This window comes from Pseudomonas sp. NPDC088368, assembly GCF_044753445.1.
GTDB lineage: Bacteria > Pseudomonadota > Gammaproteobacteria > Pseudomonadales > Pseudomonadaceae > Aquipseudomonas > Aquipseudomonas bambusae.
The window spans coordinates 271496-296418 of the sequence record NZ_JBIVNG010000004.1 but is presented as its reverse complement, the minus strand read 5'-3'; the positions used below and the strand labels follow the sequence as shown (position 1 = coordinate 296418).

Sequence of the window (24923 nt, the reverse complement as noted above, 5' to 3'; positions counted from 1 at the left end):
TATAGCGCGCTATGAAAAATATTGGTAATTTCCGCGCGGTGATCAACAAGGAGTTCTAACAATGAAAAAAACAATGATCAAATCCAGCCTCAGTCTCGCCATTACTCTTGCCTCCACCCAAGTTTTCGCATCCGGTTTTGCCCTGAACGAACAAAGCATCAGCGGCATGGGGACCGGCTTTGCGGGCCGTTCCTCGTCCGTCGACGACGCTAGCATCGTTTATGGCAACCCGGCCGGCATGTCGCGGCTCAAGGGCCAACAAGTCACCGTCGGTGTCGCCGCCATTGATGCGTCGACCGACATCAAGGACGTCAGCGGTCGCAGCTCCGGTACCAATAAAGGCGACATGGTGCCGTTCACCGCAGTTCCCATGGGTTTCTACGTCAACCCTGTGGATGATCACTGGGCATTCGGCCTGGGCGTCTACGCCCCGTTCGGCCTGGTGACCGACTACGAAAGCAGCTTCCAGGGCCGTAACTTCGGCAGCAAGAGCATCGTGAAGGTCGTGACCTTCCAGCCGACCATCAGCTATGCCTTCAACGATAAAGTGTCGATCGGTTTCGGCCCGACCATCAACCGCATCTCCGGTGCGTTGGAGTCCAATCCGAACCTGAGCGGCGTGACCGCGCCAATCACCGGTCGTCCTGCGGGCGACGGTCGCGTGCAGGTCAAGGGCGATGACGTGGGCTACGGCTTCAACGCCGGTATCCTGGTCCAGGCCACCGACACCACCACGCTCGGTCTGACCTACCACTCGAAAGTGACCTACAAACTGGAAGGCCACACTGAGGTGACGCCAGGCGCTGGCGTACCGCCTGCCCTGCTGAGCGCAGGTCGTTATGACGCCAAACTGAGCCTGGACACCCCTGAGTCGGTGGACTTCTCGGTCACGCAGAAAATGAACGATGCGTGGAAGCTCTACGCCGGTGCGACCTGGACCCGCTGGAGCCGTCTGCAAGACATCACCGTCAAGAACTCGGGCGTGAGTGGTGGTGCACTGGCACCTCGCCTGTTCGGCACCATTACTGAAGAGCAGAACTGGCATGACACCTGGGCTTACGCCATCGGCACGTCGTACCAGTTGAACAAGGCATGGGTGCTGCGTACGGGCCTGACCTTCGATCAGTCGCCAACCAACAACGACAACCGTTCTCCGCGTATCCCGACGGGTGATCGGACCATCTTCAGCCTGGGTGCCGGTTACAGCCCTACCGACAACATCACGATCGATGTCGCCTACTCGTATTTGAAAGAAGAGCCTGTGAAGGTGCGTGACGTCAGCCCGCTGGGTCAGACGTACAACGCCAAATACGAAAACAGCGCCAACGGCTTCGGCCTGGGCCTGACTTACCGCTTCTGATGCAGTTGGCGGGACAAGTCGATCACCTGTCCGCCATACAGAAAACCCCGCAGCCAGCGATGGATGCGGGGTTTTTCGTTCAGGGGTGCCGCGGTCACTCGGAAAAATAGGCTAGCAGCACGGCGTGTCGCGAAGGGCCATCTTCGCGGTGGATGCCATGTGCGAACCTGCACCCGTGCACGGACCCCACTGTGGGAGCGAATTCATTCGCGAAGGGCCGATACATTCGGCGCATCTCCATCGCCTGAACGTCATTCGCGAATAAATTCGCTCCCACAGGGATTCGGCGGCGTGCCGGAAATCGGGGAACGACGCGGTGCTGCTTCAAAGCAGGACCGGGATCAGCGTCAACCAACGCATCCACACACAGCCTCAAACCTCACGGTTTCGAAGCAATCGCCTTTTCCACAGCCGAAATAAGCTCAGGATCATCCGGTTTGGTCATGCTGGAAAAACTCGCCACCACGTTCCCCTTCCGGTCCACCACGTACTTGTAGAAATTCCACTTCGGCGCATTGCTCTGTTCCGCCAGCACCTTGAACAGGTTGATCGCATCCGAACCCCGCACCGGCTGCGGTTCGGTCATGGTGAAGGTCACGCCGTAATTCACGTAACAGACTTTGGCGGTCTCGGCGGCGTTATCCGACTCTTGCTTGAAGTCATCCGACGGCACGCCCAACACTTCCAATCCCTGCCCCTTGAACCGTTGATTCAGCGCCTCCAGCCCTTTGAACTGCGGCGCGAAGCCACAAAAACTCGCGGTGTTCACCACCAGCATCGGCTTGCCCGCGAACTGTTTGCACAGGTCGATATCCTGCTTGGCTCGCAGCTTCGGCAGCTCGCCCTGTAATAAAGGAGGGCAATCAGCGGCCATGGCGACACCGCCCATGGCGAGCAGAAGAACAGGAAGGGAAATCCAGCGAAGGTTCATGTCGGCATCCATTCAAGGCAGAGAGTCGGGCGTTAGAAACCACACGCTACTCTCTGTCGTCATCGATGCCTAGGGACGACCAAGAACGCCCAGGCTCAGCAGGTCATACCCAATTGCAGAGCGCCCAGCCCAACGCTGTGCCAGCCCCACCAGGCCAGCGCCAGCAGCGTCGCTACAATGGCAACGCCCGCCAGCCAGGGCGTCAACCGGGTCACAGTGCCACCGGCTGGAGCTGCAGGCGCGCCACGGGCCGCTCGCGTACCGGCCAGTTGAGGGCGGCCGCCATCAGGCTCAACGCAATCGAGACGTGCCAGATCATGTCATAACTCCCGGTATGGTCATACACCACGCCCCCCAGCCAGCCGCCCAAAAAGGCGCCCAACTGGTGGAAGAGGAACACGATACCGCCGAGCATCGACAGGTTACGCACGCCGAACAGCGTGGCGACGGTGCCATTGGTCAACGGAACTGTGGACAGCCAGAGCAGCCCCATCGCCATGCCGAACAGGTAAGCGGTGGTCTGGGTCAGTGGCGCCCAGAGGAACAGCACAATCACCACCGCCCGCAGCAGGTACAGCGCCGTCAGCAGTCGCGGCTTGGACATCCGCCCGCCCAACCAACCCGCGACGTAGGTGCCGAACACGTTAAACAACCCGATCAAGGCCAGCACGGTGGTGCCCACGGTGGCGGGCAAATGCTGGTCCACGAGATACGCAGGGAGGTGAACGCCGATGAACACCACTTGAAACCCGCAGACGAAGAAACCGAACGCCAGCAGCCAGAAGCCCGAATGCGTGCAGGCCTCTCGCAAGGCCTCCTTCAAGGTTTGCTCACCCGCGACGACGGGAGCGGGTTTGTCCTTGAGCATCGCCACCAACGGCAGGATGAACGCCACCAGCAAGCCCAACGCGACCAGCGCCATGGACCAGCCCAGCCAGCCGATCAACCCCAGGGTGCCGGGCAGCATGGCGAACTGCCCGAATGAACCCGCCGCGCTGGCGAGGCCCATGCCCATACTGCGCTGTTCGGGTGGCAAAGCGCGCCCGACCACCCCGAGGATGACCGAAAAGGTCGTGCCTGAGAGCCCGATGCCGATCAGCAATCCTGCACTCAGAGACAGTGTCGCCGGTGAATCGGCCATGCTCATCAACCCGAGCCCCACGGCATACAGCACGCCACCCACCAGTACGACTTTGGCAGCACCGAAGCGATCAGCCAGCGCGCCAGTGAAGGGTTGAGCCAGTCCCCAGATCAGGTTTTGCAGGGCAATGGCAAAGGCAAAAACTTCGCGCCCCCAGCCGAACTCCGCGCTCATGGGAGGCAGGAACAGCCCGAAGCCATGACGCGTACCCATTGAGAGGGCCAAAATCAGGGCACTGCCCAACAAGACCCAGCCGCTGGTACGCCAGATAGATGTCATTTTTGCTCTCCGAACAGGCGAACGCAAAATTAGATGCATATGCCATTAATTAGACACGGCACGCTACTCGGGAGCATCAAGGGTGTCAATCGAGGTGACGGAAACGGATAAGACCGGTTCGCTGGACGGTCGTATTTTGGTTCAGCGCAACGCCAACGTTACGACCACCAGCGTCTCCAGCAGCTCCAGCAACGCCCCGGCGGTATCGCCCGTGCTGCCGCCCAGCCGCTGGATCATCAATCGACGAAGCCCAAAAAACCCGACCGTCGCGAGCAGTACCGACCACAACCCGGCCCAGCCCGCCACCAGTACACAGGCCAGCGTCGTCAACGCCAGCACTTGCGCCCCAAGACGACGCGGGAGGTGATCCGCCAGCGCCTGGCCCAATCCCCCCGCTCGCACGTAAGGCGTAGTGAGGAACAGGCCCAGCATCGAAGCTCGTCCGATGACGGGGGCCAACAGCAGGCCAACGCTGTGGTGCTGCTCGACCAGCGCCAGTACGGCGGTGAATTTCAGCAGCAGCACGATCACCAGTGTGACCACGGCAATCGGCCCACTGCGAGGGTCTTTCATGATGGTCAGGGTGCGTTCGCGGTCGCCGAAACCGCCGAGCCACGCATCGGCGCTGTCCGCCAGCCCGTCCAGGTGCAGGCCGCCGCTGAGCAGCACCCACACGGCCAGTAGCAAGGCGGCGTGAAGCAGAAGAGGAGCGCCGTCGAGCAGTAAGTTCAGGCCCATCAGGATCGAGCCGAACAGCACGCCCACCAGTGGATAAAACAGCAGCGATCGCCCCAACGCTTGAGGCGCGGGCATGCCCGGCAGGCGAATGGGCAGACTGCTGAGAAATTGCAGGGCGATCCAGAACGGCAGCATTTACACCTCCGTCAGCGCGCCATCCGCGTCGACATTGACCCCGATCAGGTCGCCATGACCGACGACCACCTGCAGCAACTGTTTACGGGGCAAACCGCGAGCCTGGGCCAGCAACAGGCGCATCACCCCGCCATGGCTGATCAGCAGAATCCGCTCGCCCTCGTAAGCCCCATGAAGACGTCGGACCGCGCCATGCACACGCTGGGAAAACCTCGACACTGGCTCGCCATTGGGCGGCGTGAAGGTGTAGGGGTTTTCCCAGAAGCGACCCAGCCCTTCGGCGTCGGTCTCCATCAGTTGCGCGGTGCTCACGCCTTCCCAGTCGCCAAAATGCAGCTCTTGTAGATCGGGTTCGAGTTGCAGCGGCAAGGACAAGCGCACCGACAGCTCTTCTGCAAAGCGTGCACAGCGCTGTAACGGGGAGCTGACAATTTGGTCCCACTCGCCACGCAGTGCCACGGCATCACGCATCTGCTGCCAGCCAGTCGGGGTCAAGGCGTCATCCAGACTGCCGCGCAAGCCGCCACCCTGTTCGGTTTCGCCATGACGCAGCAGGTCCAGGCGCAACGTCATGCCGGGCGATCCGCCACTGCGGCTTCAGCGAACGTCGCCATGCCGTTGTGCAGCTCGCACGCCAGACGCAACAGCGGGACCGCCAACGCAGCACCACTGCCCTCGCCCAGCCGCAGGCCCAGTTCCAGCAAAGGCTCGGCCTGCAAGGTCTCCAGCACATGGCGATGACCCGGCTCAGCGCCGCGATGGGCGAAGAACAGCCATTCGCGGCACGACGGGTTCAAGCGCACGGCCACCAACGCCGCCACGGTGCAGATAAAGCCGTCCACCAGCGCGGCAATACCCTCTTGAGCGCAGGCCAGGTACGCGCCGACCAACGCGGCCACTTCGAAACCACCCAGCGCACGCAAGCTGCCCAGCGCATCGCCGGAATGTCCCGCATGCCGTTGCAGCGCCTGTTCGATGACATGAGCTTTATGGTTGATGCCTTGCGCGTCCAACCCGGTACCTGGCCCTACCAACAGCGGCGCGGGGCAGTTCAGCAACGAGCAGGCGACTGCGCTCGCGGCCGTGGTGTTGCCGATGCCCATCTCACCGCCGATGAACAGCTCAGTGCCAACGGCTTTGGCGCGCAACACGCTGTCACGCCCGCCTGCCAACGCACCTTCCAGCTGTTCCTGAGTCATCGCCTCGGCCTTGGCGAAATTGGCGGTGCCCGCGCCAAGGTTCAGGTGACGCACACCCGGCAGGTTCAGCGGCGAGACGGTGCCGAGATCGACCACATCCAGCTGTGCCGAAAGCTGTTTCGCCAAGACGCTGATCGCCGCGCCGCCCATGATGAAGTTGTGCAGCATCTGCCCGGTGACTTCCTGGGGATAAGCCGACACCCCTTCCGCGACGACGCCATGATCGCCTGCGAAGATCGCGATCCAGACCTTATCCAGCGTGGGTTTGACCTGGGCTTGCAGACCGGCCAGTTGCACGGCGACCGCTTCCAGCTGGCCCAGCGAGCCAGTCGGTTTAGTCAGTTGCTGCTGCCGGGCCAACGCCTGCTCACGGCTGGCTTGATCGACTTCTCGGGACGGCGCGAGCCACCAGGCATTGCTCATAGCGGGGTTCCTTTCAGGGTCATGGGCAGTCCGGCGACGGTAAACACCACACGCTGGCACCGTTCGGCCAGCGCCTGATGCAGCCAGCCGGCTTCATCGACATAACGACGGGTCAGCTCACCGAGGGGCACGACGCCCAGCCCGGTTTCGTTGCTGACAAAAATGATATCGCCCGGCAGTTGCGCCAGGCAGTCGAGTAGGACGTCGCGCTCCTTCGCCAGTCGCTGCGGATCGTCCAGCATCAGCAGATTGGTCAGCCACAGGGTCAGGCAGTCCACCAACAGGCAGGTGCCCTCCCCTGCGTTTTCTTTCAGTACGCGGGCCAGCTCAAGCGGTTCTTCGACCAGCCCCCACGTGTCCGGGCGACGTGCGCGGTGCGACGCCACCCGTTGATTCATCTCGCCGTCCAGCGGCTGGCTGGTGGCGATGTACACGACATCGAGGCCACTGTCGCTGGCCAGCTTTTCCGCCAGCCGACTCTTGCCGGAACGCGCACCGCCGAGGATCAGTTGCAACATCAAACAGGTTCCAGTCCGCAGAGTTGGCGCAGCAGTTTGCCGTCCAGGTGTTTCTCAACCAGATCGGCCAACCGCTCGATGTCGCGCTCGCGCAGACCGTGATAATCGACCGGCTGTACGTTCTGCACGCCGGCCCAGCGCAGCAAGGCGCTGCTGGACGCCGGGTTTTCGAACAAACCGTGCAAATAGGTGCCGAGCACTTGGCCATCGGCGCTTTGCGCGCCATCGCATCGGCCGTCGCTGAGCTGCACCAATGGGCGCTCAAGCGCGGGCCCGGTGGTCACGCCCGCATGAATTTCATAGCCGCTGACCTCGGCGTCTTCCAGGGTCAAACGCCCGGTGACGTTGCGCAGCTGCTTTTCCTTTTCCAGCACGGTGCTCAGGGCGAGCAGGCCGAGACCGGGGCTAGACCCTGCCGCGCCTTCCAGCCCCAGCGGGTCATGCAGCGCTTCGCCGAGCATTTGCAAACCGCCGCAAATCCCCAGCACTTTGCCGCCGTAGCGCAGATGCCGGGCGATGGCCGTGTCCCAACCGTTGTTGCGCAGGTAGGTCAGGTCGCTGCGCACGCTCTTCGAACCCGGCAGGATGATCAGGTCGGCGGGGGGAATCGCTTGACCCGGCCCGACGAATTGCAGATTGACCTGCGGGTGTAGACGCAGCGGGTCGAAATCGGTGTGATTACTGATGCGCGGCAGCACCGGCACGACGACGTTAAGCACCTGTTCGGCCTTGTCGGTCTGACGCTGATCGAGGCCGTCTTCGGCCTCCAGATGCAGGTCCATGACATACGGCAGAACGCCCACCACCGGTTTGCCGGTGCGCTGTTCAAGCCAGTCCAGACCCGGTTGCAGCAAGGCGATGTCGCCCCGGAAACGGTTGATGATGAAACCCTTCACCCGCGACTGTTCGCTGGGGGACAACAATTCCAGGGTGCCCACCAAGTGCGCGAAAACACCACCGCGATTAATATCGGCCACCAGCAATACCGGGCAATCCACAGCCTCGGCAAAGCCCATGTTGGCAATGTCGCCCGCCCGCAGATTGATTTCCGCTGGCGAACCCGCGCCTTCGACCATGACCACCGGCCAGCCTTCGCTCAACCGTTTATGAGAGGCCAGCACCGCCTGCATGGCGATGGCTTTGTAATCGTGATACGCCACAGCATTCATGGTAGTCACCGCGCGCCCGTGGATGATCACCTGCGCGCCGGTGTCGCTGTTGGGTTTGAGCAAGACCGGGTTCATGTCGGTGTGGGGTTCGAGGCCACAGGCTTGGGCCTGAACGGCTTGTGCCCGACCAATCTCACCGCCGTCGGCGGTCACGGCGCTGTTAAGCGCCATGTTTTGCGGTTTGAACGGCACCGTGCGCACGCCCTGGCGGGTCAGCCAGCGGCACAACGCGGTCACCAGCGTGCTTTTCCCGGCGTCCGACGTGGTGCCTTGCACCATGAGGGTTTTGCCGGCCATCGGATGATTCATGCACGCTCCCCGGAAAATTCACTCAACGCCCGCTCAAGTCGCTGCCAATCCGCTTCATCCCGAGGCAGACCAAAACGCAGGCTGCTGTGAGCCGGGCTGTTGTTGAGGAAGATCCGCAGCAGAATCCCGCGTTGGGCGCAGAACTCGTGCAGCTCAACAGCCAGCGGCGTCACCAGCCACTGGAACAACGCGCAGCCCCCTTGAGGGGCGAAGCCGTGCCGGGTCAACAGCTCGACCAGACGTTCGCTGGCTTTTGCCGTGCGTGCTCGTTGCACACGATGACCTTCAACATCGTCAAAGCAGGCCTTGCCCAAAACGCGTGTAGGACCGCTCACCGACCAAGGTCCGATCTGTTTGGCCAGGACTTTGAGAAAACGCGACTCGGCCAGTACGAAACCCAGGCGCACGCCTGCCAGACCGAAGAATTTCCCAAACGAGCGCAGCACGATCAGACCGGGGCGTTGGGTTTCGGCGGCGAGGCTTAAGTGGGGTGTGTTGTCCATGAACGCTTCGTCCACCACCAGCCAGCCGCCGCGTTGCGCCAGCCGCGCATGCCATTCCAGCAAGCGTTCCTGGGTCAGGCTCAGGCCTGTGGGGTTGTTCGGGTTGACCACCACCAGCACGTCGAGGACGTCGATGAAGCGATCAACCTCATGTTCCAGCACTTCGCGCACCAGAAATCCGTTGCTGCGCCAGGCCTCGGCGTGTTCGGCGTAACACGGCGACAGCACGCCGACCTTGCCCGCCTGACGCAAACGCGGCAGCGCCTGAATCGCGGCTTGGGAACCGGCCACGGGAAGCAGATCCGGCACGCCGTAATAAGCACAGGCGGCCGCTTCGAGGCCGTCATCGGTTTCAGGCAAACGCGCCCACGCTGAATCCGGGATCGGCGGAATCGGCCAGGACCAAGGTGAAATCCCGCTGGACAGGTCGAGCCAGTCGGCCTCGTCGATGCCGTATTTCTGTACCGCACCCCGCAACCGACCGCCGTGTTCAAGCATAGAATTCAGTCCCCAGACACAACATCAGCAACCACAGCCAGACGCCACGCTGCACCAGTTGCCAGCCTCGATCAATGGAATTCGCATCGGCCGGTGCACCTTCGCCTAACTGCGGACGCTGGTGCAGCTCGCCATGGTAAATCGCCGCGCCGCCCAGTTCGACGCCCAAGGCACCGGCACCTGCCGCCATGACGGGACCTGCGTTCGGGCTGTCCCATTTGGGGGCCTGCGTCCGCCAGCAGCGCAACGCCAGTCGGGTTTTGCCGAGCACTGCGTAGGTCAACGCCACCAGACGCGCGGGAATGTAATTGAGCAGGTCGTCAATCTTTGCCGCCGCCCAACCGAAACGTTCGAAGCGTTCGTTACGATAGCCCCACATCGCGTCGAGGGTATTGCTCAGGCGATAGAGGATCACGCCGGGCGCGCCCAGCACGACGAACCAGAAGATCGCGGCAAACACGGCGTCGCTGCCGTTTTCCAGCACCGATTCGGTGGCGGCGCGGGCGACCTCGGTGGCGTCCAGTTCAGAAGTCTGGCGACTGACGAGGAAACCCACGCGACGCCGCGCTTCTTCCAGGTCATCGCTGCGCAAGGCCTGCGCCACCGGCGCCACATGTTCGCCCAGGCTGCGCAGGCCAAGGGCACAGTACAGCGCGGCGACTTCCACCAGCCAGCCGATATAAGGCAGCCAACTGAGGAAGGTCACCAACAGGGTCAGCGGGATGACCGCGATGAACCACGCCGTGACGCCATGGCTGCGCCAGCCGCGACCGCCGCCGTTGAAACGTTGCTCGATGCGCTCGGCATATCGGCCGAAGGCCACCAGCGGGTGGTTTCGTTTTGGCTCGCCCAGCAGCGCATCCAGCGCGACCCCGGCGACGCTCAACAACGCCACGCTCATGCGCTCACTCCCCATGTGTTTTCGTAGACCAACTCTTGCAGCGGACGCGCCTGCGCCCACCCCTCCAATACCAGCATCGGCGCCGGGTAAAATTCCTTGACCGGGCCCAGACACAGGATCGCCAAAGGTTTTGAACCGGTTGGCATCTCCAGCAGGTCGGCCAGCGCCTGAGGTTCGAATAATGAGACCCAGCCCATGCCCAACCCTTCGGCCCGGGCCGCGAGCCACAGGTTTTGAATCGCACAGGACAACGACGCCATGTCCATCTCCGGCAACGTGCGACGGCCGAAAATGTGCTTCTCGCGATCGTCCATCAAGGCCGCGACCAGCACTTCGGCGCAGTCGTTGATGCCTTCGACCTTGAGTTTCATGAAGTCGTCGGAGCGCTCGCCCAAGGCTTCAGCGGTGCGGATGCGCTCTTCTTCAACTTGGGCCTGAATCTGGCGGCGCAGCTGACGGTCACTGATCCGTATGAAGCGCCACGGCTGCATCAGACCGACGCTTGGCGCGTGGTGTGCCGCCTCCAGCAGACGCGCCAGCAACTCCGGTGCCACGGCGCCACCGGTGAAATGCCGCATGTCCCGGCGTTCGGCAATGGCCCGGTAGACCGCCGCACGTTCGGCGTCGCTGAAGGCATGACCAGTCACGAGCGCACCTCGCCATGGCTGACCATACGTGCACCTGCTGTGGGAGCGGATTTATTCGCGATGCGCAGGCACAGCCGATAGAAAGGCTTCGGATGTACCGCCCTCTCGCGAATGAATTCGCTCCTACAGGAAACTGCGTTCCCACGGGAAAATCGGGTCAGTCCTGCGATGGAGAACACCGGCAGACACGTCATGGCAAAAACAGCGCCGCCATCGCCTGTGGGTTGGAAGGGAAATAGAAGTGCACGTACGACGCCGTCATCCGCCCTTCCCGGTACACCGCTTCCGCGCCGCGTCCGCCGTTGGGGCTGACGCCACGGGCAATCGGGGTCAGTTCGGTGCTGGTCAGCGAATGATGATAGGTATGCCCACGCAAGGTCCCTTCCGGCAATTCGACCGATTGCAGGGCCAGGGCCGCCAGACGTTTCTGCATCACCGCCTCGCCGTCCAACAGGCCCACCAGTTCGGCGCGTTGACCGTCTACGTCGGTCAGGGCGTTCAGCAGATAAAGCATGCCGCCGCACTCCGCGAGCAACGGTTTGCCGGCGGCGTGGTGAGCGCGAATGGCGTCGAGCATCAAGCGGTTCTGGCCGAGCGCCACGTGATGCAGCTCCGGATAACCACCGGGCAGGTACAGGCTGTCTGCGTCTGGCAACTGGCTGTCGCGGATCGGTGAGAAAAACAGCAGTTCCGCACCCATCGCCCGCAACAGGTCGAGGCTGGCGCCGTAGGTGAAGGCGAACGCTTCATCAAGGGCGACGGCGATGCGCACGTCGGCCAACAGCGGTTCGGCGAGCAGGGTATCGGGCGCTTCAAACGTCACGGCGGGCGGCAAGGTCGAATCGCAGGTGCTTGCCAATGCATTGGCGGCCGCGTCGAGGCGCACGTCCAGGTCGTTCAGTTCGCTCGCCTGAACCAGCCCCAGATGGCGGCTCGGCAGTTCGATGCCGGTTTCCCGCGACAACGCGCCATACCAGCGCAAGCCTTCAGTCAGGCTGCCTTCGAGCAACTGGGCATGACGCACGGTGCCGACGCGGTTGGCCAGCACGCCCGCGAAGGGCAGGTCCGGTTGATAGCGCGCGAGGCCCAACGCCAGCGCCCCGAAGGTTTGTGCCATGGCCGTACCGTCGATCACGCCCAGCACCGGCACACCAAAACGCCGCGCCAGATCCGCGCTGGAAGGTGTGCCGTCGAACAGCCCCATCACGCCCTCGATCAGGATCAGGTCGGCATCGGCGGCGGCTTCCCACAGCAGGCGTCGGCTCTCATCCTCGCCCACCATCCACATGTCCAGCTGGTACACGGGGTTGCCGCTGGCGCGTTCGAGAATCATCGGGTCGAGAAAATCCGGACCGCATTTGAACACTCGAACGTTACGACCCTGATTGCGATGCAGACGGGCTAACGCCGCTGTCACAGTGGTTTTGCCCTGGCCAGACGCAGGTGCCGCGATCAGGACCGCAGGGCATTGACGAGCCTCACTCACAGCTCAATGCCCTTCTGCGCCTTGATGCCCGCCTGAAATGCGTGCTTGACCACGCCAATCTCCGACACCGTGTCAGACAGGTCGATCAATTCCTGCTTCGCGCCACGGCCGGTGACGACCACGTGCTGCATCGGCGGACGCGCCTGGAGGTCGCTCAACACCTGTTCCAGATCGAGGTAGCCGTGTTTGAGGGCGATGTTCAGTTCGTCGAGGATCACCAGGCCGATCTCGGGATCACGCAGGAGTTCTCGGGTCACGACCCACGCCGCCTCGGCCGCCGCGATATCACGCTGACGGTCTTGGGTCTCCCACGTGAAGCCCTCGCCCATGACGTGATAGCGCACTTGTTCGGGGAAACGGCGGAAGAACAGCTCTTCGCCCGTGGCATTGCGGCCTTTGATGAACTGCACCACGCCGCACTGCATGCCGTGGCCCATGGCCCGCGCCAGCATGCCGAACGCCGAACTGCTCTTGCCCTTGCCGTTGCCGGTCAGGACCAGCAACAGGCCGCATTCATTGGGGGCGCTGGCAATGCGCTCGTCCATCACCGCCTTTTTGCGCAGCATGCGCGCCAGGTGGCGTTCGTCACGTTCGGGGGATTCGCTCATCTCAGCTCTCCGCTTGAGGGCAGGTGTGGCAAACGGAGGGCACGGACAAAGGCTGACAGCAGGCACCGGACAAACGCCGAGCCTGCGCAGAGCATCGCCCTCCGTGATGCTGTTGAATGGATCAGGCCGGTCTCCGGACTCATGAGCGAAACAGGGGCGGCGCGCCTTCCCATGTTCATCGAACACAGTGGCATCGTGCGCAGCCTTGACTCATTTACCGTTGCGGAGGCAGCGCCGGAATTGATCGCAAAGGCGTTCGCACCGGCTTCCCTGTTTCACCCTTTTTAGCGGGCACCTGAAACAATCGGCGAAGGTTAGAGGGTTGACTACCGAGCGTCAATCGAAGCGGCGCAATGGATAGGCGCGCCAATCTCAAAAGCACAGCGGATCTACTTCTGCCGAAGGCGTAGGAGCGCTGCTTGCTCGCGATCTGCCGGGAACCGGCAGCAAAACCGGATACCCCTGTGTGTCAGGCACACCGGGGAGGCAGGATTCGCTGCCGCTTCGCGCCAGATCGCGAGCAAGCAGCGCTCCTACGCCTTCGGCAGAAGCCTGACCGCATCGCACCACGCTGCACTGCATGCTCGCAGGGGAATGAGCACGAATGTCAGAGGAGAAATGTCGAGTCAGGTGTTTGCTGCGCAACAGCCACGCAGCAAACCACAGGGAAAAGGATCAGTTGCTGCGGGCGAGATTCGACGGCTGGATCACACGTTTGGCGTTCAGCCAGGCTTTCTGCCAGTACGGCTTGTCGAGGCTGTCGAGCTTGACGGTGCCGCCGGTGGCAGGCGCATGAACGAAACGGCCTTCACCGACATAGATCCCGGCATGGCTCACGTTCGAGCCGCCGCCCGTGGCGAAGAACACCAGGTCGCCAGTCTGCAACTGGCTGCGGTCGATGTCCGGGCCACGCAGGGTAATCATCTCGCGGGTCGAGCGCGGCAGGGTGATGCCAGCGGCGTCGTGATAGACGTAGCCAATCAGGCCGCTGCAGTCGAAGCCAGAATCAGGCGTATTGCCGCCCCAACGATACGGCGTGCCAACAAGGCCGATGGCACGTAACAGCACGTCATCCGCAACGGGAGAATTGAATTGAGGGGGAGCAGCGATCACAGGCCGATAGGCGACCTTGGGGGGAGATGGCGGCGGAGTGCTGGAACAAGCGGCTAGCAATGCAGCCAGTGAAGCAACAGCCAGGCGAACCGTAATCGACATAAACACAACAACCTTCCTAGGATGCGGCTTACTCTGCCGGAGGCCGGAACCTTGCGCAATCAGGGTTTCCCCTAACTGCGCGGCCCGTATTTAACGGTGTTGGCGCTTGATTGTAGTCGAGGTCATGGCGGTCGTGGTTTCTGGAACCTGGGAAGGTGCCATGGCCAGCGCGCGCTTGGCTTCGATGAACGTACGGGCCCAGTAAGCATCGTCAAGACTGTCGACGCGCACACCGCCACTGCGACGGCTGCTGGAGTGGATGAACTGGTCATCGCCCAAATAGATGCCGGCATGGCTGACGCGGCCGCGGCCTGCGGTGCTGAAGAACAGCAGGTCGCCAGGCTTCAGGTCGTTACGCTTGACCAGAGGAGCATCGATATTGATCATTTCGCGGGAAGAACGCGGCAGGCTCATGCCCGCCTCTTCGCGGAACAGGTAGCCAATAAAACCGCTGCAATCGAAGCCGGACGTGGTCGAGGTGCCGCCGAAACGGTAGCGAGTCCCGATCAACGATTTGCCACGCTCCAGAATGCTGTCAGCCAGGACCGGCAACTGATACGGCTTATTGTCGGAGAACTGGGCCAATTCGTCTTCGGTGGCGATTTCATCATCCAGTACGGAAGAGGAGTAATCGGCACGCTTGGCGGTTTGTGCGGTGGCAGAGTCCCGGAATTGCGGGTTCTGCGACTGTTGTTGCGACGCTGGCATCTGGGCCGCGCAGCCGAACAGCAGCGTTACGAGTGCGAGAGGCACGAGGGGTGCGAAGCGATTCAGCATGGGCACGACCGTGGCGGATGTGTAAAGAAGCCGAGACTATGCCCTCAATCGTCATCATTTGCAAATTCAATCGAATCAAATGTGACTTACCAGGTCCTCCATCACATCTAAGGCTCTACACCTCAGAAATGCATCCGTGTGAATGGAGTGATCGGTCGACGAGGGGTTGATCTCGGCGGTAAAGCCTCCTGCCACCCGCGTGCGAAACATCGGCTCGTGGATATAAGGGAAGCTGGCAGTGGTTCCGATGCTGAGCACAGCGTCAAAGCCTTTTGCCATCTCTTCGTACAGCACATTCAATGCCAGCTCTGGCAACATTTCCTCAAACAAGACGACCGGCGGTCTCAGTACGCCATGGCACTGCGTGCATAAAGGGGGCAAGGGCCGTTGCAGGTGCTCGCTCAACTGTGGGTCTTCAGCGCCACAGGACTGGCAATAGAGCGGCGCCAGTTGGCCGTGAATCTCGATCAACCGCTCCGGTGGACTCCCCGCCGCACGGTGATAGCCGTCAACGTTTTGCGTCAGTACCCAACATTCCGGTTTGCGCCGCTGCAACTCAGCGATGGCGTAATGCGCCGCATTGGGCTGTCCACCGAGGCACGCGCTGCCTAATTGGGCAATGTATTTCCAGCACAGGGCGGGGTCGCGACGTAGCATCGGGCCGGACAGCGCCATTTCAATGGGCAGCCCGTCGTCGGTGTGACCGTTGTAAAGGCCGCCCACACCGCGATAAGTCGGCAGACCGGAATCCGCCGACAGCCCGGCACCGGTGATGATCAAAATACGCTTGGCATGACGCAGAGCCGCTGCGGTCTGCAGGACCAGCGCCGGATCGACCACCGGCGGATTCACCAACCCAAGGTCTCTTTAAGGAAAGGAATGGTCAGCTTGCGCTGGGCCTGCAAGGACGCCTGATCGAGTTCTTCGAGCAGATCGAACAGCGCACTCATGCTGCGCTTGCCCCGGGTGAGGATGAAATGCCCGACTTCATCCGTCAGGTGCAAGCCACGGCGGGAAGCGCGCAATTGCAGGGCACGGAGCTTTTCTTCGTCGGACAGCAGGCGCATCTGGAACACCAGCGCCATGGTCAGCCGCGACTTCAGGTCGGCCAGCTTGACCGGCAACTCGCGAGGGGAGCACGACGCGGCGATCAGCAGACGGCGGCCGCTGTCACGCAAGCGGTTGAATAGATGAAACAGCGCTTCTTCCCATTCAGGCTTGCCGACGACGGCCTGAATGTCGTCGAGACACACCAGCTCATATTGCTCAAGGTGATCGAACAGCTCGACGCCTTCATCGATGACTTCAGCCATGGGCAGGTAAACAGCAGGTTCGCCCATCTGTTCGAAACGCAGGCAGGCCGCTTGCAACAGATGAGTGCGCCCTACCCCGTGCTTGCCCCATAAATAGATGAGGCTTTCAGTCCACCCGGCCTCGGCTTCGCACAGGCGCTCGACGTAGCCGAGTGCAGCGGCATTGGCGCCTGGATAGTAATTGATGAAGGTGGCGTCATCACGCAGACGCACACTCAGGGGCAGCTGAACTGGTTTCATGCTGGCTGAACGGCTCGATGAAGAACCGCCAAGGGGCCTCTGTGTAAAGTGTGCAAAGTTTATACCCGCAGGACGGGCCGCACAATGCGCCAGAGGGCGTGCAAAATCAAAGGCTTGCGTCTATCCCGGGCCAGGCCGCGGATTATGCGGGGTCATCGGATATAAAAAGCTGCGCTCTGGATATCCGGGTGACGAACCCTGTTGGGGCGAATTCATTCGGGATGAGGCCGTAAAGGCAACCTCTCTCGCGGCGCCTGTCCCCTCCTTCGGGCATGAATTCGCTCCTACAGATCCGTCAACGCTGCGACTTCCTACAAATCCGGATCTTCCATCCCGCCGTAGATATCCGACTCTTTATACAAATCGTGCACATGCCGCACCAGCACCATGATCACCGCCGCCACCGGCAGGGCCAGCAGGATGCCGGTGAAACCGAACAGTTCGCCACCGGCCAGGATCGCGAAGATAACCGCCACGGGATGAAGGCCGATCCGGTCACCCACCAGCAACGGCGTCAGCACCATCCCTTCCAGCGCCTGACCGACCATGAACACCGCGACAATCCCCAGCATCGGGTACAGATCACCGCCGAACTGGAAGAAACCCGCCAGAATCGCCGAGCCGATGCCGATCACGAAGCCCATATAAGGCACGATGGCTGCCAGACCCGCGATTACCCCGATCAACAGACCAAGCTCAAGGCCAACCAGCATCAGGCCCGCCGCGTAAATCACCCCAAGCGCCACCATCACCAGCAGCTGACCGCGAATGAACGCGCCCAGCACTTCATGGCACTCATCGGCCAGCGCCACGATCTTCTTCTCGCGATGACGGGGGAGCAGGCTGCGCACCTTCGCCATCATCACGTCCCAATCACGCAATAAATAGAAGCAGACCACCGGGATCAGCACCAGATTGGTCAACCAGCCGATCAGCGCCAGGGTCGACGTCGTGGCTTGGGCCAGAATGATTCCGACGATGTCGCCGGTCTGCCCCATGTGTTCGGAGATCGCCGCCTTGACCTTGTCGAATTTCCAGAACCCGTCCGCCAGCCCCAATTTCGCCTGAGTCCACGGCAGCGCGGTGTGCTGCAACCAGTCGAGTATCTGCGGCGCCAGTTCGTACAAGCGGTACAGCTGCTTGGCGAGCATCGGCACCAGCACCAACAACAGCCCCATGAAAATGAGGGTGAAGAATACGAAGACCGTCACCACACTCCAGGTGCGTGAGAATTTCAGTTTTTCCAGCCGATCCGCCAGGGGATCGCCCATGTACGCCAGCAGCAATGCCACCAGGAACGGCGTGAGGATGGCGTGCAGCAGCCAGACAAACAGGCACAGCAGGACAACCCCGCCCAGCCAAAACCAACGACGCGTATCAGTCATTACCGCCCCTCAACCCAAAATAAAATGCTTCACGCAACGCCGTTATGAACCCGCTCACCAGCGGAAGTGCAGTGTTTGTGTGGCGACAGGCGCGGGGACCGGCGCAGGTGCACCCGGCGCAGCACCGGCTGCAGGCAATTGTCCGGCATCGACCGGCGCTGCAGCGACCTCACCCACGGGCACCTCCTGCAACTTCGCCAGGGACAATTGCGAGCGCAGCTGGTCGGTGCTGCCGCTGACGTCGAACGTCACCCGATCCGCGTCCACCGATTTGAGGCGGCCACCAAACGGTTCCAGCAAACGGCTCAATTGCGCGTAACGCTCCAGAGTCATGCCCTGCACTTCCAGCGCCATGCTGGACGACGCACCCGGTTTGACCACGAAACGCGGCGCCAGACGCTGACTCACCGACAACAGCACGGCGTCGGCCAATTCGGCGGAACTGGCGCCGCTGGCGCTGCCCTGCTCCATCTTGTCGCCCAGCCACAGGTGCCATTTGCCCTGCCACTGGCCGCCATTTTCCTGTGCGTGAACGGCAAGAATGGCGTCAGAGCCATAACGCTCGGACGCCTGCTTCAGCGGCGCGACGTCATTGCCATCCAGGGTTTTTGCGTTGCCGATGCCCTGTTCGCCCAGGTCCGCCAGCGGCAGACGCAACGGCAAACCCCGGTGCTGGGCAGCGCGACGCAACGGTTCTGCACTTGGCTGGCCGTCACCGACCAGATTGGCGCCATCGGTGGCGTCGTTCAGCCACCAGGCCATGATCACCGGGCGGTTCGAACCCCATAACGACAAGCCGGCCTGACGCAATGCCCGGTCAGTACTCGCCGGATCGAAATCCACCTGCAACGACTCCGGCGGTCCTGCGTCGTAGCCGTACTGGCTGATGATCTGCTGCGGGTCCTTGCGCACGTCCGCAAGGCCTGCCCCTTGAGCGGCCTTCGGGTCACCGGTCAACCGAATGACCAGGGTTTCCAGTGCAGCCTGGGTCGCACGGGTTTTCTCATCGGGGCTCTGCCCGCTGACCGGCTCGCGCACCTGATAGAGATTGTTCACCGTCTCGGCCAGGGCCGGGAGGCTCATGAGGGACAGACAACCTGCGAACAGGCAGTTTTTAAGGCGCATAAGAATTCCCACGAAACGAATATCGCAGCCTGATAAATAGCTGCATGAACATGACTGGCTCGACTGAGACCGCACGGCGGTCCGAATCGCTCACTCTGGAGACGAACTTACACCTTTTAGGGCGACCGACGAACGGCTAAACCCTGAACGAACGGGTTATTTTTTCTTCATCCATGGCCCTGCCCGTCGGCCCAAGGATGGCCGCTTGAGCCCAACCCTGATAAAATCGCGCGCCTTCGCAGACCGGCGATGACACGGCCACGCGCCGCACCCACCTCGGTCGTTACCCCGAATCCCCCCTAAAGGCCTGGATCATGAGCAAGCAACCCTCCCTGAGCTACAAAGACGCCGGTGTAGACATCGACGCCGGTGAAGCATTGGTCGAACGCATCAAGAGCGTCGCCAAGCGCACCAAGCGCCCGGAAGTGATGGGCGGCCTGGGTGGCTTCGGCGCGCTGTGCGAAATCCCGGCCGGCTACAAACAGCCGGTCCTGGTCAGCGGCACTGACGGCGTCGGCACCAAGCTGCGCCTGGCCCTGAACCTGAACAAACACGACAGCATCGGCATCGACCTGGTCGCCATGTGCGTCAACGACCTCGTCGTCTGCGGCGCAGAGCCGCTGTTCTTCCTCGACTACTACGCCACCGGCAAACTGAACGTCGACACCGCCGCTCAGGTCGTGACCGGCATCGGCGCAGGCTGCGAATTGGCGGGTTGCTCGCTGGTCGGCGGCGAGACCGCTGAAATGCCTGGCATGTACGAAGGCGAAGACTACGACCTGGCCGGTTTCTGCGTCGGCGTCGTGGAAAAATCCGAAATCATCGATGGCTCGAAAGTCATCGCGGGCGACGCCCTGATCGCCCTGCCGTCTTCCGGCCCGCACTCCAACGGCTACTCGCTGATCCGCAAGATCATCGAAGTCTCCGGCGCCGACATCGAAACCATCCAGCTGGACGGCAAACCGCTGACCGACCTGCTGATGGCACCGACCCGCATCTACGTCAAGCAACTGCTCAAGCTGATCAAGGACACCGGCGCGGTCAAGGCCATGGCCCACATCACCGGCGGCGGTCTGCTGGACAACATCCCGCGTGTCCTGCCAGAAGGCGCACAGGCCGTGGTTGACGTGGCGAGCTGGACTCGCCCTGCCGTGTTCGACTGGCTGCAAGAGAAAGGCAACGTCGACGAGCACGAGATGCACCGCGTCCTGAACTGCGGCGTCGGCATGGTCATCTGTGTGGCGCAGGAACACGTCGAAGCCTCGCTGAACGCCCTGCGTGAAGCCGGCGAGCAGCCATGGGTCATCGGCCAGATCGGCGTCGCGGCCGAAGGTGCTGCACAAGTCGAGCTGAAAAACGTCAAGGCACATTGATGTCCGACGTGGCGATGCCGGAAGCGTTGAAGCCTGACATGCCTCAACCCTGCGATGTGGTGGTGCTGCTGTCCGGCACTGGCGGTAACCTGCAAGCGATGATCGACCGCTTTCAGGACGGTTCGAGCCCGGCTCGCATTCGCGCGGTGATTTCCAACCGCGCCGATGCCTACGGGCTTGAGCGCGCGAAGAACGCGGGCATCGACACCCGCGTTCTCGATCACAAAGCCTACGAAGGTCGCGAGGCCTTCGACGCGGCGCTGATCGAACTGATCGATTCGTTCTCGCCGAAACTGGTGGTACTGGCCGGTTTCATGCGCATTCTCACCCCGGGTTTCGTGCGTCACTACCACGGCCGGCTGCTGAACATACATCCGTCACTGCTTCCCCTGTATAAAGGCTTGCACACCCATCAACGGGCGCTCGAAGCGGGCGATGCCGAACATGGGTGCAGCGTGCACTTCGTCACTGAGGAACTCGATGGGGGGCCTCTGGTCGTACAGGCTGTTGTTTCGGTAGAGTTGCACGACACGCCTGCCACGCTGGCACAACGGGTTCACGCTCGGGAACACCTGATTTACCCATTGGCTATCCGCTGGTTCGCTGAAGGCCGTCTGGCCCTGAGCGAACAGGGAGCGACCCTCGACGGTCGGCCATTGGGCTCAAGCGGCCATTTGATTCCGGCCATTCAATGTGGCCCCTCACTGTAAAGACGGGAGAAATTATGCGTCGCGCTTTGCTCTTCGCCCTCGCTCTGTTCGCAATTCCTGCGGTCAACGCGGCAGACCTTCAACCTTTCGCCGCCAGCTACACTGCTGATTTCAAACAGCTCCCGGTCGGCGGCGGCAGCGCCACCCGCAGCCTGGAAAAAAACGCCAACGGCACCTGGACCCTGAGCTTCAAGGCCTCGATGATGATCGCGAGCCTGACGGAGGTCAGCACCCTCAAGGTGGACAAGGATCAACTGCTGCCACAGACCTACCACTTCGAACGTGGCGGTTTGGGCAAGAGCAAAACGGTTGACCTGGTGTTCGACTGGCCCACCAAGTTCATCACCGGCACCGACCGTAACGACGCGGTGAAAATCCCGCTGAACACCGGTGTTCTGGACAAGTCCACCTATCAACTCGCCCTGCAGCACGACGTGGCAGCGGGCAAGAAGAGCATGACCTATCAGGTTGTCGACGGTGACGAAGTCGATGCCTACGATTTCCGCGTGCTGGGCACCGAGAAGGTGGCCACCAAGGTCGGTTCGGTCGATGCCATCAAGGTCGAGCGCGTGCGTGACCCGACGCAGAACAAGCGCACCACCGTGATGTGGTTTGCCAAGGATTACGACTATTTGCTGGTGCGTCTGCAGCAGGTCGAGACCGACGGCAAGGAATACAACATCATGCTGCAGGACGGCACGGTGAACGGTAAGTCGGTCAAGGGCAGCTGATTTTTCGCTCCTGCCATTGACCTCGAAAAGCCCGCTGACATCAGCGGGCTTTTTATTGCATGCTCGACCGTCGGGGGTTAAAGCGTCGCGTCACTTGCCATGGGATTGGCGTGATGTCATAAGGACACCAAAAAACGGACAAGGATGGTTATCTTGCGCATATTTCGCCGTGCATTGCTGCTGTTGCTCGCCGTGGTCGTGCTGATCCTGGCGGTGGTGATTTATTACATCATCAACCCGAAACTGCCTGAATACACGCCTGTCGAGCAGGTGCAGTATCAACAGCAGTGGGACGACAGCGATCGTCAGACCTATTACTTCACCCCTCAGGGGACGCAAGTCAAAGGGCTGCACTACAACTGGTTCACGGCGTTGGAGATGCCATTCTCCGAAGACCGCTTCGCCGCGCCCGAGCACCTCGCCCGTTTCGGGTTCCTGGTCGATCCCAAGCAGGTCGCCACCGCGCTGAACCCCGGCAACCTGCCCGTCGGTTTCACCCGCCATCAGAACCCTGACCATACCGTCGAGTACCTGGACATCACCTGCTCCGCGTGCCACACCGGCGAATTGCATTTCAAGGGGCAGGCCCTGCGCATCGATGGGGGCAGCGCGCAGCATGTCTTGCCGTCCAGCGTGCCCACCCTGCGCGGTGGCAGTTTCGGCCAGGCGCTGGTGGCCAGCCTCGTGGCGACTTATTACAACCCATGGAAATTCGAACGTTTCGCCCGCCGCGTGCTGGGCGATCGCTACGATGCCTCCCACAACCAGTTGCGTGACGAGTTCAAGCAGTCTCTGAACACCTTCGCCAGCACTGCGTGGAACGACACCCATCGTGGCCTCTACCCCACCGAAGAAGGGCCGGGACGCACCGATGCCTTCGGTCGCATCGCCAACGCCACCTTCGGCGACGCCATTTCCCCCGACAACTACCGCATCGCCAATGCCCCCGTGGACTATCCGCACCTGTGGGACATCTGGACCTTCGACTGGGTGCAGTGGAACGGCTCGGCTAAACAGCCAATGGCGCGCAACGTCGGGGAATCCCTCGGTGTTGGCGCGACCCTGACGTTCTTCGACGCTGCAGGCCAGCCGCTCAAGGTGGCTGACCGCTACCCTTCCAGCGTCCGGGTGCGCGACCTCGACACCATCGAACGAGCCTTGCAGCGCCTGAAGCCACCGGTCTGGCCGGAACCGCTGTTCGGCCCGGTGAACAAGCCGCTGGCCGCGCAGGGCCGCGCCTTGTTTGCCGAAAACTGCGCAGGCTGCCACGTCCCGCCCCACAGCGTGGTGGATGGCCGCACGGTGCAATACCTGAACATGATCCCGGTGATGGAAGTCGGCACCGACCCGAACACGGCCAATAACATCGCCGACAACCACTACGACGTGAGCGCGCTGAAGTGGACTCAGGACGAACTTGACCACCTCACCAACGTTCATCTCGTCCCTAAACAGACGACCCCTCTGGACACGCACAACGTCACCTCGGCCAAGGCGTTGGCGTACATCACTGCTTACGTCGAAAACAACGCCTACAACGCGGCCAATGTCCCCGTCGCCGATCGCCCTGCCATGGACGGATTCGGCCTGCCCATCGCGGTTCAGGAATTGCGCGCGTACAAAGCCCGACCACTGGACGGGATCTGGGCCACCCCGCCCTTCCTGCACAACGGCTCGGTGCCGACGATCTATCAGCTGCTCTCGCCTCAGGACGAGCGCAGCACGACCTTCTACAAAGGCACCTTCAACTACGACCCCTTGCACCTGGGCTTCGAAACCGCTGCCTTTAAAAACGCCTTTCTGTTCGACACGAAAATCTCCGGCAACCACAACAGCGGTCACGAATTCCGCGACGGCAAGCGGGGCAACGGCGTGATCGGACGCGGCTTGCTTCCTCAAGAGCGCTGGGCGTTGGTGGAATACCTGAAAGTGCTGGGCGGACCGCTGGAGCAACAATTGCCATGATCACTCGACATCGCGACACGCAACACACCTGGCTCGGACGGCTCTGGCTGCGTCTGGGTTCATTTCTGGGCAAGACCCTGCTGTGGCTCATCGGGCTGGGCCTGTTGGGCTGGGCGGTATCAAGCGTCTGGTTCGCCTGGCAGCACCGTGGCCCGGTACCCGTGGAAGAACAGATTCCGCCCGGTGAAGCGGCCATGAGCCAAGGCATCATTCAGACGGCGGTGCGCATCGTCGACCAGCACCGCGAACCCACTCGCTACCTGCGCGACGCCCATGCCAAGGCCCACGGCTGTGTGAAGGCCGACGTGACTGTCCTCAAAGACCTCGACCCGGCCTTGCGCCAAGGGGTGTTCGCCGAGCCGGGCAAAACCTGGCAAGCGGTCATGCGCCTGTCCAACGGCAACGCCTATCCCCAGTTCGACAGCATTCGGGATGCGCGGGGCATGGCGCTCAAACTGCTGGATGTGCCAGGCAAACAATTGCTGGCAGACCAACAAAGCCGAGCGGAACAGGACTTCGTGATGTTCAGCCACCCGAACTTCTTCGTCAGCGACGTGGCCGAATACGCACAGAACATCGGGGCCCAGGCCGACGGCCAGAAAGTCCTGGCGTTCTTCCCCAGCCTTGACCCACGAAGCTGGCAAGTGCGGCACCTGTTCATCGCGTTGGCAACGCTGTCGCCTGCCCCCGCCAGCCCGACGGAGACTACGTATTACTCGGTCTCCCCTTACAAGTTCGGCACCGCCAACGCCAAGTTCCGGGTCGCGCCGGACCCGCAAAGCTGCCCGCCGTACACCCTGCCCAAACAGAACCGGGACCTGCCGAACTTCTTGCGCACGGCCTTGAATCAGCAGTTGTCCACCGACCGCGTCCCCGCGTGTTTCGTGTTGCAGATTCAGCGACAGAATCCGCAAACGTTCATGCCGATCGAAGACACCAGCATCGAATGGAAGGAAAGCGATGCCCCGTTCGACACCGTGGCGAAGGTCAGGGTCGCGCCTCAGGATTTCGATACACCCGAGCAAAACCTGGCGTGCGACAACCAGTCCTTCAACCCGTGGTTTGGCGTAGAAGCGCACCGCCCCATTGGCGGCATCAACCGTCTGCGCAAAGCGGTGTATGAAGCCGTCAGCGACTACCGCCACAGCCGTAACGCGCCTTAGGAAAATAGAGGCTTGGGGATCGAGGCATAGCGCCGGTTTCGTGGCGTATTTTGTTCCCCAGGCCTTTATGAAAGATTCTTC

At 61.8% G+C, this 24923-nt stretch carries 24 protein-coding genes and 1 riboswitch; of the genes, 6 read left to right on the top strand and 18 right to left on the bottom strand.

The features are described from left to right. Positions 1-61 precede the first annotated feature (61 nt). The gene (locus tag ACIQAL_RS10435) at positions 62-1360 is read left to right on the top strand and encodes an outer membrane protein transport protein (protein WP_341963056.1); all 1299 of its coding nucleotides are present in this window, start codon (positions 62-64) and stop codon (positions 1358-1360) included. A 379-nt stretch (positions 1361-1739) separates the two neighbouring features. On the opposite strand, the gene ACIQAL_RS10430 is transcribed toward ACIQAL_RS10435, so the two are convergent. The 18 genes from ACIQAL_RS10430 to ACIQAL_RS10345 all read right to left on the bottom strand — a co-directional run bounded on the left by ACIQAL_RS10430 (position 1740) and on the right by ACIQAL_RS10345 (position 18900). Next, on the bottom strand, positions 1740-2291 hold the full coding sequence (locus tag ACIQAL_RS10430; RefSeq protein WP_166596649.1) for a glutathione peroxidase: 552 nt from the start codon (positions 2289-2291) through the stop codon (positions 1740-1742). A 211-nt stretch (positions 2292-2502) separates the two neighbouring features. Beyond that, a complete protein-coding gene (locus ACIQAL_RS10425) occupies positions 2503-3711 on the bottom strand; it encodes an MFS transporter (protein WP_401145001.1) in 1209 nt (402 codons plus the stop codon). Between the two features lie 141 nt (positions 3712-3852). After that, the gene (locus ACIQAL_RS10420) at positions 3853-4584 is read right to left on the bottom strand and encodes an adenosylcobinamide-GDP ribazoletransferase (protein WP_401144999.1); all 732 of its coding nucleotides are present in this window, start codon (positions 4582-4584) and stop codon (positions 3853-3855) included. After that, entirely contained in the window at positions 4585-5157 is a 573-nt protein-coding gene (gene cobC, locus ACIQAL_RS10415) for an alpha-ribazole phosphatase family protein (RefSeq protein WP_401144997.1), read from the bottom strand. Next, a complete protein-coding gene (gene cobT, locus ACIQAL_RS10410) occupies positions 5154-6206 on the bottom strand; it encodes a nicotinate-nucleotide--dimethylbenzimidazole phosphoribosyltransferase (RefSeq protein ID WP_401144995.1) in 1053 nt (350 codons plus the stop codon). Before cobT ends, cobC begins: the two co-directional genes overlap by 4 nt. After that, on the bottom strand, positions 6203-6724 hold the full coding sequence (gene cobU, locus ACIQAL_RS10405; RefSeq protein WP_401144993.1) for a bifunctional adenosylcobinamide kinase/adenosylcobinamide-phosphate guanylyltransferase: 522 nt from the start codon (positions 6722-6724) through the stop codon (positions 6203-6205). Before cobU ends, cobT begins: the two co-directional genes overlap by 4 nt. Then, positions 6724-8190 (bottom strand): cobyric acid synthase, encoded by a 1467-nt coding sequence (locus tag ACIQAL_RS10400; RefSeq protein ID WP_401145317.1) that lies wholly within the window; start codon positions 8188-8190, stop codon positions 6724-6726. The genes cobU and ACIQAL_RS10400 overlap by 1 nt, the downstream gene beginning before the upstream one ends. Before the next feature lie 8 nt (positions 8191-8198). Continuing rightward, positions 8199-9203 (bottom strand): threonine-phosphate decarboxylase CobD, encoded by a 1005-nt coding sequence (gene cobD / locus ACIQAL_RS10395; RefSeq protein WP_401144991.1) that lies wholly within the window; start codon positions 9201-9203, stop codon positions 8199-8201. After that, positions 9196-10104, bottom strand: coding sequence for an adenosylcobinamide-phosphate synthase CbiB (cbiB, locus tag ACIQAL_RS10390; RefSeq protein WP_401144989.1), 909 nt, complete (start codon positions 10102-10104; stop codon positions 9196-9198). The genes cobD and cbiB overlap by 8 nt, the downstream gene beginning before the upstream one ends. Then, a complete protein-coding gene (gene bluB, locus ACIQAL_RS10385) occupies positions 10101-10751 on the bottom strand; it encodes a 5,6-dimethylbenzimidazole synthase (RefSeq protein ID WP_401144987.1) in 651 nt (216 codons plus the stop codon). Before bluB ends, cbiB begins: the two co-directional genes overlap by 4 nt. Positions 10752-10941: 190 nt before the next feature. Next, positions 10942-12237, bottom strand: coding sequence for a cobyrinate a,c-diamide synthase (locus tag ACIQAL_RS10380; protein WP_401144985.1), 1296 nt, complete (start codon positions 12235-12237; stop codon positions 10942-10944). After that, entirely contained in the window at positions 12234-12845 is a 612-nt protein-coding gene (gene cobO, locus ACIQAL_RS10375) for a cob(I)yrinic acid a,c-diamide adenosyltransferase (RefSeq protein ID WP_401144983.1), read from the bottom strand. Before cobO ends, ACIQAL_RS10380 begins: the two co-directional genes overlap by 4 nt. A gap of 106 nt (positions 12846-12951) precedes the next feature. Next, a riboswitch (cobalamin riboswitch) is annotated at positions 12952-13159 on the bottom strand. Between the two features lie 361 nt (positions 13160-13520). Beyond that, entirely contained in the window at positions 13521-14060 is a 540-nt protein-coding gene (locus tag ACIQAL_RS10370) for a C40 family peptidase (protein ID WP_166596637.1), read from the bottom strand. Positions 14061-14150: 90 nt separating this feature from the next. Beyond that, positions 14151-14837 carry a C40 family peptidase gene (locus tag ACIQAL_RS10365; protein ID WP_166596636.1) on the bottom strand — a complete coding sequence of 229 codons (687 nt, stop codon included), beginning with the start codon at positions 14835-14837 and terminating at the stop codon, positions 14151-14153. Positions 14838-14912: 75 nt separating this feature from the next. After that, positions 14913-15677, bottom strand: coding sequence for an NAD-dependent deacylase (locus ACIQAL_RS10360; protein WP_401144980.1), 765 nt, complete (start codon positions 15675-15677; stop codon positions 14913-14915). A gap of 8 nt (positions 15678-15685) precedes the next feature. Continuing rightward, on the bottom strand, positions 15686-16390 hold the full coding sequence (hda, locus tag ACIQAL_RS10355; protein WP_166596635.1) for a DnaA regulatory inactivator Hda: 705 nt from the start codon (positions 16388-16390) through the stop codon (positions 15686-15688). A gap of 311 nt (positions 16391-16701) precedes the next feature. Beyond that, positions 16702-17775, bottom strand: a complete 1074-nt coding sequence (locus tag ACIQAL_RS10350) for an AI-2E family transporter (RefSeq protein ID WP_166596634.1) — start codon at positions 17773-17775, stop codon at positions 16702-16704. A 54-nt stretch (positions 17776-17829) separates the two neighbouring features. Then, entirely contained in the window at positions 17830-18900 is a 1071-nt protein-coding gene (locus tag ACIQAL_RS10345) for a DUF2066 domain-containing protein (protein WP_401144977.1), read from the bottom strand. Between the two features lie 314 nt (positions 18901-19214). On the opposite strand from ACIQAL_RS10345, the gene purM reads away from it, so the two are divergent. From purM to ACIQAL_RS10320, 5 genes are all read left to right on the top strand, one after another. Further along, complete coding sequence (gene purM / locus ACIQAL_RS10340) at positions 19215-20273, top strand: phosphoribosylformylglycinamidine cyclo-ligase (RefSeq protein WP_401144975.1); 1059 nt, start codon at positions 19215-19217, stop codon at positions 20271-20273. 38 nt (positions 20274-20311) lie between these two features. Continuing rightward, positions 20312-20983, top strand: coding sequence for a phosphoribosylglycinamide formyltransferase (purN, locus tag ACIQAL_RS10335; RefSeq protein WP_401145315.1), 672 nt, complete (start codon positions 20312-20314; stop codon positions 20981-20983). A 14-nt stretch (positions 20984-20997) separates the two neighbouring features. Beyond that, complete coding sequence (locus ACIQAL_RS10330; protein ID WP_166596631.1) at positions 20998-21714, top strand: DUF3108 domain-containing protein; 717 nt, start codon at positions 20998-21000, stop codon at positions 21712-21714. Positions 21715-21867: 153 nt separating this feature from the next. After that, the gene (locus ACIQAL_RS10325; protein ID WP_401144973.1) at positions 21868-23679 is read left to right on the top strand and encodes a di-heme-cytochrome C peroxidase; all 1812 of its coding nucleotides are present in this window, start codon (positions 21868-21870) and stop codon (positions 23677-23679) included. Continuing rightward, positions 23676-24842 carry a catalase family protein gene (locus ACIQAL_RS10320; RefSeq protein WP_401144971.1) on the top strand — a complete coding sequence of 389 codons (1167 nt, stop codon included), beginning with the start codon at positions 23676-23678 and terminating at the stop codon, positions 24840-24842. Before ACIQAL_RS10325 ends, ACIQAL_RS10320 begins: the two co-directional genes overlap by 4 nt. The last annotated feature ends 81 nt before the right edge of the window (positions 24843-24923 follow it).